An 8,493-nucleotide genomic window follows, 5' to 3' on the forward strand; every position below is an offset into this window, starting at 1 on the left:
GGCGGGGGTCGACACATCATCGCCAGGACAGTCTCGCGACGTCAGTGACATTCAGGGTCAGACCCCCACCGCACCAGACCTGTCCAGTATCAACCGGACCACTTCATACTCACAGTGACATTCGGCCACCTACGAACTCAGGCGCCGTAGCCGGGCGGGTACAGCACCGACTTGGTCTCGCAGAACGCCTCGAGGCCCTCGGGGCCGTTCTCCCGGCCGATGCCGGAGTTCTTGTAGCCGCCGAACGGCGAACCCGGGTCGAAGGCGTACCAGTTGATGCCGTAGGTGCCGGTGCGCACCCGCGACGCCACCTCGAGGCCCTTGTCGACGTCGGTGGTGTACACCGAGCCGGCCAGGCCGTAGTCGGAGTCGTTGGCGATCTTTATCGCCTCGTCGATGCTGTCGTAGGGGATCACGCACAGCACGGGACCGAAGATCTCCTCGCGCGCGATCGTCATGGAATTGTCGACGTCGGCGAAGATCGTCGGCTCGACGAACCAGCCCCTGTCGAGCCCGGCGGGTCGGCCGCCGCCGAGCACCAGCCGCGCGCCCTCCTCCGTGCCCTTGGCGATATAGCCCTCGACGCGGTCGCGCTGCTTCGCGGAGATCAGCGGTCCGAGTTGCGCCGCCGCATCGTCGGGCATGCCGACGGGGAAGAACGCCGCGGTCGCCACCATCTTCTCGACGACCTCGTCGTAGCGCGAGCGCGGCGCCAGGATGCGGGTCTGGCCGACGCAGGCCTGCCCGGTGTTCATCAGGCCCGACATCACGAGCATCGCGACGGTCGAGTCGAGGTCGGCGTCCTCGAGGACGATGGCGGCGGACTTGCCGCCGAGCTCGAGGGAGCAGCGCTTGAGGTTCCGGGCCGCGATCTCGCCGATGTGCTTGCCGACGGCGGTCGAGCCGGTGAAGGTGATCTTGTCGATGTCGGGGTGCGAGACGAGGTACTCGCCGGTGTCGGCGCCGCCCGGGACGAGCGACAACACGCCCTCGGGCAGCCCGGCCTCGGCGAAGATCTCCGCGACCGCGTTGGTGGTCAGCGGCGACTCGGGCGCGGGCTTGAGGACCACGGTACAGCCGGCGAGCAGGGCCGGGCCGAGCTTGTTGATCATCAGGAACAGCGGCACGTTCCAGGCAATGACGGCGGCGATCACGCCGACGGGTTCGCGCGTCACCCGGGAGCGTCCGAAGGCACCGGTGCGCTCCTCCGTCCACGGGAACGAATCGGCAAGTCCCGCATAGTAGTTGATCGTGGCCAGGGACGGCGTCACCTGCATCATCTGCACGGAGGCGGGCGGCTGCCCCATCTCGGCGGACAGCGACGCGGCCAGGTCGGCGCTGCGCTCCTCGAGCAGCTTGGCGGCCTTGGCGAGCACCTGGGCCCGCTCGGACGGTGAGGTGCGGGGCCACGGTCCGTCGTCGAAGGCGCGACGGGCCGCGGCGACGGCGGCGTCGATGTCCGCCGGCCCCGCGACCGGCACCGAACCGACGCGTTCCTCGGTGGCCGGCGAGAACACCTCGAGTCGCTCGTCGGTCGACGGGGCGACCCAGCGGCCGCCGATGAACAGCTTGTCGTAGTCGGTCATGTTCTCTTTCCTCAACGGTCCTGGTTTCCTACTGGGTCGGATGTCGCTCGGTCGTTGTCGCGCGCGGGGTAGGTGTCGGCGAACCCCGTGAAGCCGTACTGCCGGTGCGGTCCGATCACGGCGACCTCGAACAGTCCGGTGCCGACGGTGTCCGACCCGGCGATCCGGAAGCGTGCGAGGTGGTCGGTGGGACAGAACATCAGCAGCGCCGGATCGATCTCGCGGACGTCGCGGCGCAGCGCCTGCACGACCAGCTCGCCCTGCCACATACCGTGCCGCCAGTCCTGTTCGAGTCCGTACCCGGTGCCGATACCGAGCAGGTTCGGCACCAGCAGTTCGCATTCGACGGTCACCGTCTCGCAGCCGGGCCGGTGGAACGTCAGCGTCGCCCCCGTGACGTTGCGGGTGCCCGGCGCGAACACCAGCCGGTGTTCCGGCCGGCCCAACCATTCGGGTCCGGCGCCGGGCCGGATGCGGATCGCTTCCTCGACCAGCCGGCGGCCGTGGTCGTCCTCCTGCACGATCGTGACGATCGTGTCGTCGTCGAACTGCATCACCGAGTAGATCCAGAAGAATCCGGGCGTGCCCTCGTGGGCCGTGCGTCCGGGCGGCTCGGGTTCACCGACGGGCCGCACCCCCCACGAGCGGTCACGGTTGCCGAGCCACGTGCCCGGGTCCACCTGCCGGGTCCGGCCGTCGACGGTGAGGGTGCCCGACCACCGGCCGGTCTGCACGAACCGGGACGTGTCCATGACGACGCGCTCGAGCCGGCGCAGCCGCTGCGGGGTCTCCTCGGTGGCCGGGACGACGCCGTCGAACGTGAGGTCGAAGGACAGGTCGGTGGTTTCGGGGTGGCCGGGCTCGAGCACCACCCGCAGCCGCCGCAGCCCCTCGAGCACCTCCACCCGCAGCGGGCCGACGGTCGTGTCGGTGCGGTCGGTTCCCAGCGCCTTCGACGCCCGCACGACGAGGTGGTCGTCGCCGCGGCGCAGCACCGCGAAACCGTCGGCCACACCGAGATTCGGGTACTGGCCCATGCCGACGATCAGGAACACGTCGGCGGTGTCGGCGGGGTAGCAGTTGAAGTAGTACCGGTCGTAGAAGTTGCGGTCGGACGTCGCGACGCGCCGGATCGGTTCGGCCGTCTGGTGGACGGGGTAGTCGTCCAGGGGGGAGAGGGAGTTCACGGCGTCGCCCTCTGCCGGTCGGTGCCGTCGAGCAGGGCTTCGAGGGTGGCGCGGTGCATGATCGCGTCGTCGGGATCCTCGGGTGGCTGCGCCTGCCCGAAGTGCACCGCGCGAGTATGGATGCGCAGCATGATGATCGCGTGCTGCAGCGCCGCGTGGACGGTGTAGAAGTGCATGTCGCGCGGGACGTGGCCGGTGCGCTGCGCGTACGCGCGGGCGACGTCGTCGACGCGCAGGAAGCCCGGCAGGCCGGGCAGCCCGGCCGTGGCGGCGATGTCCTCGAAGAACCTGTGCAGGAACGTCATCCAGGCCAGGTCCATCTCGCGGGCGCCGAGGGTGGCCAGCTCCCAGTCGAGCACCGCGACGGGCCGGAAACCGTCGAAGAGGATGTTGCCGATCCGCGCGTCGCCCCAGCACAGGACCGCGGGCGAGCGGTCGTCGGGGCAGTGGGCGTCGAGCCAGGCGAGCGCACGTTCGACGAGCGGTGAGCGGGGACCACCGGTACGGGTCGTCCACTCGTAGTAGGCGCGCTGCCGGTCCAGGTGTGCCCGGACGGCGTCGGTGACGGTGCCGTCCGGTCCCAGCCCCGCGGCCACCGGGGCGACGTCGTGGATCCGGGCCAGCACGTCGACGCACGCGTCCTGCATGGCGGCGCGCTCGGCGTCGCCGGCCTCGGTGACCCAGGAGCCGAAGTTGTACGGCATGACATCCGGTGGCACCCGGCCCGCCACCCGGGTCATGACGAAGAACGGGGCCCCGAGCGGAGCGGGATCGGGCTCGTACCAGTGCACCGCCGGGACGGGGACGGTGGAGTGCTCGCCGACGGCGCGCATGACGCGGGCCTGGCCCTCGAGGTCGTAGGCGGGGAAGACGGGCACGGTGGTGTCGGCGGGGGCGACGCGGGCGACGAGCGGATGGTCGGTGCCGTCCCAGCGGGCGTCGAACAGCAGCGTCTCGCTGGACATGCCGGTGGTCTCGGGGAGGTGAACGTTCTCGACGACGGGGGCGGTGACCTTGGTGGCGAGCCAGCGCCGCAGGTTCTCGCGGACCTGCCCGGGGTCCCGGCGGGAGTCGCGGGGGCGCGCGACCTCGGCATCGTGGGCGGAGCCGTCCTGGGCGCCGGGCGCCGACGCGTCGGGGTCGATGCTCACGTGCTCTCCTTCCGGCCCACCACAGCTGTGACCTCGAACACTAGAACACGTTACAAGTTTTCGGAAGGGTTCAGCCGAGGTGTGTCCCGAACCAGGTGAGCATGCGGTCGTATGCCTGCGCGGCCGCGTCCGCGTTGTACCGAGGTCCGGTGTCGTTGAAGAACGCGTGGTCGGCGCCGGGGTAGGTGACCACCTCGTGCGCCAGATCCGCGCGCTCGAGGGCGGCGGTCGCCGCGTCCCGCGACGCGTTCACCCGCTGGTCGAGTTCGGCGTAGATCGCGAGGACGGCGGCGCGCGACCCGGCGAAGTCGGCGCCGTCGGGCAGCGGCCCGTAGAACGGGACGGCCGCCGCGAGGCGCGGGTCGCCGGTCGTGAGCAGCAGCCACGTCATGCCGCCGCCGAAGCAGAACCCCGCGGCCCCGATGCGCCGGTCGGGCACCCGTCGCGTCAACTCGTCGATGCCCGAGCGCATGTCCTGGGAGAACCGTTGCGGTGGAACGGTACTCAGTGCGGCCGTGGCCTGCGCCGGGTCGGTGAACGACCCCGTTCCACCCTCCTCGGAGAGCAGATCGATCGCGAGTGCCGAGTAGCCCGCCCCCGCCAGGCGCCCGGCCACCGACCGGATGTGGTCGTTGAGCCCCTTGTTCTCGTGGACCACGAGCACGGCGCCCCGCGGGTCCGCCGCCGGCGCCCACGCACCCTGCAGCGTCCGCCCGTCCGGGCCGGGAAACGTGATCGCCTCCGTCGCAACGGCATCGGCGCTGCCCGGCGGCGGCGCCGGCGGCGTCGGGGCCGGGGAATCGGAGGCCGCTCCGGGTGTCGCGGCAGGCGTTGCGGGCGAGCCGTTCTCGTTCGCGCAGGCGGCCAGCAGCGAGGATGCCGCGGTGAGGCCGAGCCCCAGCAGCCCCAGCCGGCGCAGCGCCTCGCGGCGGGTGAGCAGACCGTCGGCGTGGTCCACCGCGATCTCCTCGGCGATGTAGCGCTGGAAAGGCGTCATGGCCGCTCCCGTCCCCGAGGGCAATATCTTCGTATTGTGACCCGACGGGGGCCGCGGTGCGGGCGATTCGCGCCGAAGCTCAGTCCCCGACGGCCAGGATCCCGGCGCCGGTCAGGGTTCCCACGGCCGCGAGCCGCGCCGGCACGATCTCCAGCCCGGCCAGGAACGGCAGCCGCGCGTGCCGGGCCGCGGCCTCGCGCATCGGCCGCCACATCGGCTCCCCGGCCTGCGCGAACCCACCGCCGACCACCACGAGGTCCACGTCGACCAGCGCCGCGGCCGACGCGAACACCTCCCCGAGCGCCGCCCCCGCACGCCCCAGTGCCGCGACCGCGACGGGGTCGCCCGCGCCCGCGTCGTGGGCCAGCGCCGCCCCGTCGGCACCGGACCAGCCGTGCTCCCGCGCCCACCGCACCGCGGCCGGCCCGCTCGCCACGGTCTCGACGCATCCGACACCCCCGCACGCGCACGGGTCGGCGCCCACACTCGACACCATGTGCCCGATGTGGCCCGCATTGCCCGTCCGGCCCCCGGCGATCCGGCCGCCGAGCACCAGACCGCCGCCGATGCCGGTCGAGACCACGACGCCGACGAGGTCCGTGGCACCGCGGCCCGCCCCGAGCCGGTGCTCGGCCAGCGCGGCCGCGGCCCCGTCGACCGCGAGCCGCACCCGCGACCGCGGGAACAGGCCGCGCACGGCATCGACCAAGCCGAAGCCGCGCGCCCACTCGCCGATGTTGATCGGCGCCACCGAGCCGGCACCGGTGTCGACCGGCCCAGCGCTCGCGATCCCCACGGCCGTCACCTCGGCGCCCGCGGCGACCCGTCGCAGCAGCTCCGCGCATGCCGCCCACACGCCGGCCGCGGGCGTCGGGACCGTCCGCGGTGCGTCGAGCGTGCCGTCGGCGCGGACGCGGGCGGCCGCCATCTTGGTGCCGCCGACGTCGAGGGCGAGCGCGACCATCAGCGCCTGCGCAGCACGAGCACCAGGTTGCTGACCAGGAACTCCCGCACCGCGGGGACCCGCACCAGCCACCACGCCCAGCGCGGGTGGTACCGGGGGAACGCGGCCAGCAGCTCCCCGTGCGGCGTCGAACGCGCCCACCGCAGCCCGTCGCTGCAGCCCACCTCGAACAACGAGACCCCGTACCGGTTCTTCGGCTCCCGGCCGTGCCGGCGGGCGTAGCGCCGGGCCGCGTACTCGCCGCCGAACGCGTGCCACGGGCCGGTCTCGTGCCCACCGAACGGGCCCCACCACAGGGTGTACGACAGCACCGTCAGCCCGCCCGGCCGCGTCACCCGCAGCATCTCGTCGGCCATCACCCACGGCTGCGCCACGTGCTCGGCGACGTTCGACGAGAAGCACACGTCCACCGATCCCGTGCGCAGCGGCAGCGCGAGGCCCGAGCCACGGATCGACCCGCCCACCGCGAGACCGGCCGCGTGCATCTCCGACGGATCCGGCTCGACCGGCACGTAGCGGGCGCCCGACGCCCCGAACACGTCCGCGAAGTACCCCGGCCCGCCGCCCACGTCGACGACGGTCGTGCCGCTCAGATCCCGGCCGGTCAGGCCCGCGTACAGATCACCGACCAGTTCCACGGTGTCGCGCGCGAGCGCCCCGTAGAACAACTCGGGGGCGGACTGCTCGTGCCGGAAGTCGCCGAGCAACCCGACGGACCGGCGCAGGGTCGCGCGCCGGGCGAAGGTTCGAGCCACCGGGGGGACGGGCAGGGTCGGAACAACCACGAGGAGCAACCATAGCGGCCACCGCACCGCACTACCCGCTGGTAACCCTCCACCGCGGGCGGCCCCGCACCCGTTAGTGTGTTCCGGGATACAACCGTCGACGACGAACCACAGGGGGTCGCCACGTGCGCGAGGTTCTGTTGCTGTGCTGGCGCGACACCGGGCATCCCCAGGGCGGGGGCAGCGAACGTTACCTCGAACAGGTCGGTGCCCGGCTCGCCGCGCGCGGCATCCGCGTCACCCTCCGCACCGCCGCCTATCCCGGCGCGCCCGCCCGCGACGAGATCGACGGCATCACCGTCAGCCGTGGCGGCGGCCGGCTCACCGTCTACCCGCGCGCCCTCGCCGCGATCGCCGCCGGCCGTCTCGGCTTCGGTCCGCTGCGCCACCTCCGGCCGGACGCGGTGATCGACACCCAGAACGGCATCCCGTTCTTCGCCCGTCTCGTCGCCGGCGCGCCCGTGACCGTGCTCGTGCACCACTGCCACCGTGAGCAGTGGCCCGTCGCCGGCCGCGTCATGGCCGGGCTCGGCTGGTGGATCGAGTCCGCCCTGTCGCCGCGCCTGCACCGCGACGACCAGTACCTGACCGTGTCGTTGCCGTCCGCCGACGAACTGATGGCCCTCGGCGTCGACCGGGACCGCATCGCCGTCGTCCGCAACGGCGCCGACGCCGTCCCCGCCGGAGTCGAGCCCGGCGACGAGCACACCCGCACCGCGCACCCCACCGTGTGCGTGCTGTCGCGGCTCGTGCCGCACAAGCAGATCGAGGACGCCCTCGCCGCCGTCGCCGCGCTGCGCGACCGCGTCCCCGGCCTGCACCTCGACGTGATCGGCGGCGGCTGGTGGGAGAGGAACCTGCGCGCCGCCGCCGCGGACCTCGGCATCACCGACGCCGTCACCTTCCACGGCCACGTCGCCGAGGACCGCAAGCACGAACTGCTCTCCCGGTCCTGGGTGCACGTGATGCCGTCGCGCAAGGAGGGCTGGGGGCTGGCCGTCGTCGAGGCCGCGCAGCACGGTGTGCCCACCGTCGGCTACCGCAGCTCGAAGGGACTGACCGACTCGATCATCGACGGCGTCACCGGCGTGCTCGTCGACTCCGCGGACGAGCTCACCGACGCCGTCGCCGACCTGCTCGCCGACGCGGATCGTCGTCGCACCCTCGGCGGCAAGGCCCGGGTGCGGGCCGCCGAGTTCTCCTGGTCCGCGACCGGCGACGGGGTGCACGAGGTGCTCGCCGCGACCGCCGCGGGCCGCCGCGTCTCAGGACTGTTCCCGCGCCCGGCGCAGGCCGCCGTGGTGCTCTCGGCGCCGGGCGGACCGTCGCAGGACCAGCAGGCCCACGAGCCCGCCTGCTGACACCGCCACCCACAGCGCGTGCGCGGCGATCGCCGCCGTCCGGTCGTCCGACCGCGTCCCGGCAACCCCCGGCACCCGGTACAGCGACAGCGCGGCATCGGTGAACACCGGCTCGAGCTGCTCGAGCGTGCGGGCCGAGTCGCCGAGGTCCCCGGGCGTGCCGTGCTCGACGAGCACCCAGCCCACGCCATGGGCCGCGAGGTCGGCCGGCGCCGCCCCGGCCAGCAGCAGGCGCTCCACCTCCGCGGCGCCCCGGCCCTCGCCGGCGACGGTGCCGCCGGCGACGATCAGCTCCCCGGACTGCAGCACGTCCGCGCGCAACATCCGGGGTGCCGGATCGAGAACGGGTGCGGCGCCACTGAACTCGAATCGACGGAACATTCCGGCCGGTAACACCGCCACGTCGCCGTCGCCCGCCGGCACCGCCGCCGCGACCCGCTGCCACGCCTCCGGATACTGCAC

7 protein-coding genes and 1 pseudogene are annotated in these 8,493 nt (G+C 73.2%); 1 reads left to right on the forward strand and 7 read right to left on the reverse strand.

What is annotated here, in order from left to right; all coding sequences use genetic code 11:
- Nucleotides 1–137 precede the first annotated feature (137 nt).
- The 6 genes from G6038_RS29525 to G6038_RS29550 form a co-directional block, all read right to left on the reverse strand.
- Nucleotides 138–1,586 (reverse strand): aldehyde dehydrogenase, encoded by a 1,449-nt coding sequence (locus G6038_RS29525; RefSeq protein WP_165042327.1) that lies wholly within the window; start codon nucleotides 1,584–1,586, stop codon nucleotides 138–140.
- 11 nt (nucleotides 1,587–1,597) lie between these two features.
- Nucleotides 1,598–2,773: a hypothetical protein gene (locus G6038_RS29530; RefSeq protein WP_165042329.1), complete on the reverse strand. Its 1,176-nt coding sequence runs from the start codon at nucleotides 2,771–2,773 to the stop codon at nucleotides 1,598–1,600.
- Nucleotides 2,770–3,924, reverse strand: a complete 1,155-nt coding sequence (locus G6038_RS29535) for a phosphotransferase family protein (protein ID WP_165042331.1) — start codon at nucleotides 3,922–3,924, stop codon at nucleotides 2,770–2,772. Before G6038_RS29535 ends, G6038_RS29530 begins: the two co-directional genes overlap by 4 nt.
- 70 nt (nucleotides 3,925–3,994) lie before the next feature.
- Entirely contained in the window at nucleotides 3,995–4,921 is a 927-nt protein-coding gene (locus G6038_RS29540; RefSeq protein ID WP_165042333.1) for a dienelactone hydrolase family protein, read from the reverse strand.
- Nucleotides 4,922–5,000: 79 nt separating this feature from the next.
- The gene (locus tag G6038_RS29545) at nucleotides 5,001–5,885 is read right to left on the reverse strand and encodes an ROK family protein (RefSeq protein WP_165042335.1); all 885 of its coding nucleotides are present in this window, start codon (nucleotides 5,883–5,885) and stop codon (nucleotides 5,001–5,003) included.
- A complete protein-coding gene (locus G6038_RS29550) occupies nucleotides 5,885–6,640 on the reverse strand; it encodes a class I SAM-dependent methyltransferase (RefSeq protein WP_165042339.1) in 756 nt (251 codons plus the stop codon). Before G6038_RS29550 ends, G6038_RS29545 begins: the two co-directional genes overlap by 1 nt.
- Before the next feature lie 155 nt (nucleotides 6,641–6,795).
- On the opposite strand from G6038_RS29550, the gene G6038_RS29555 reads away from it, so the two are divergent.
- Nucleotides 6,796–8,031 (forward strand): glycosyltransferase family 4 protein, encoded by a 1,236-nt coding sequence (locus tag G6038_RS29555; RefSeq protein WP_165042337.1) that lies wholly within the window; start codon nucleotides 6,796–6,798, stop codon nucleotides 8,029–8,031.
- On the opposite strand, the pseudogene G6038_RS29560 reads toward G6038_RS29555, so the two are convergent.
- Nucleotides 7,936–8,493 (reverse strand): annotated as a pseudogene (locus G6038_RS29560) (hypothetical protein); the annotation flags it as partial. The gene G6038_RS29555 and the pseudogene G6038_RS29560 sit on opposite strands and share 96 nt — an antisense overlap.

The sequence above is a fragment of the Rhodococcus sp. 14C212 genome (genome assembly GCF_011058195.1).
GTDB lineage: Bacteria > Actinomycetota > Actinomycetes > Mycobacteriales > Mycobacteriaceae > Rhodococcus > Rhodococcus aetherivorans.

What these genes read in the sequence shown, in the direction of transcription:
- G6038_RS29525 (WP_165042327.1), bottom strand. Translation starts at nt 1,586, where the DNA reads ATGACCGACTACGACAAGCTGTTCATCGGCGGCCGCTGGGTCGCCCCG.
- G6038_RS29540 (WP_165042333.1), bottom strand. Translation starts at nt 4,921, where the DNA reads ATGACGCCTTTCCAGCGCTACATCGCCGAGGAGATCGCGGTGGACCAC.
- G6038_RS29545 (WP_165042335.1), bottom strand. Translation starts at nt 5,885, where the DNA reads ATGGTCGCGCTCGCCCTCGACGTCGGCGGCACCAAGATGGCGGCCGCC.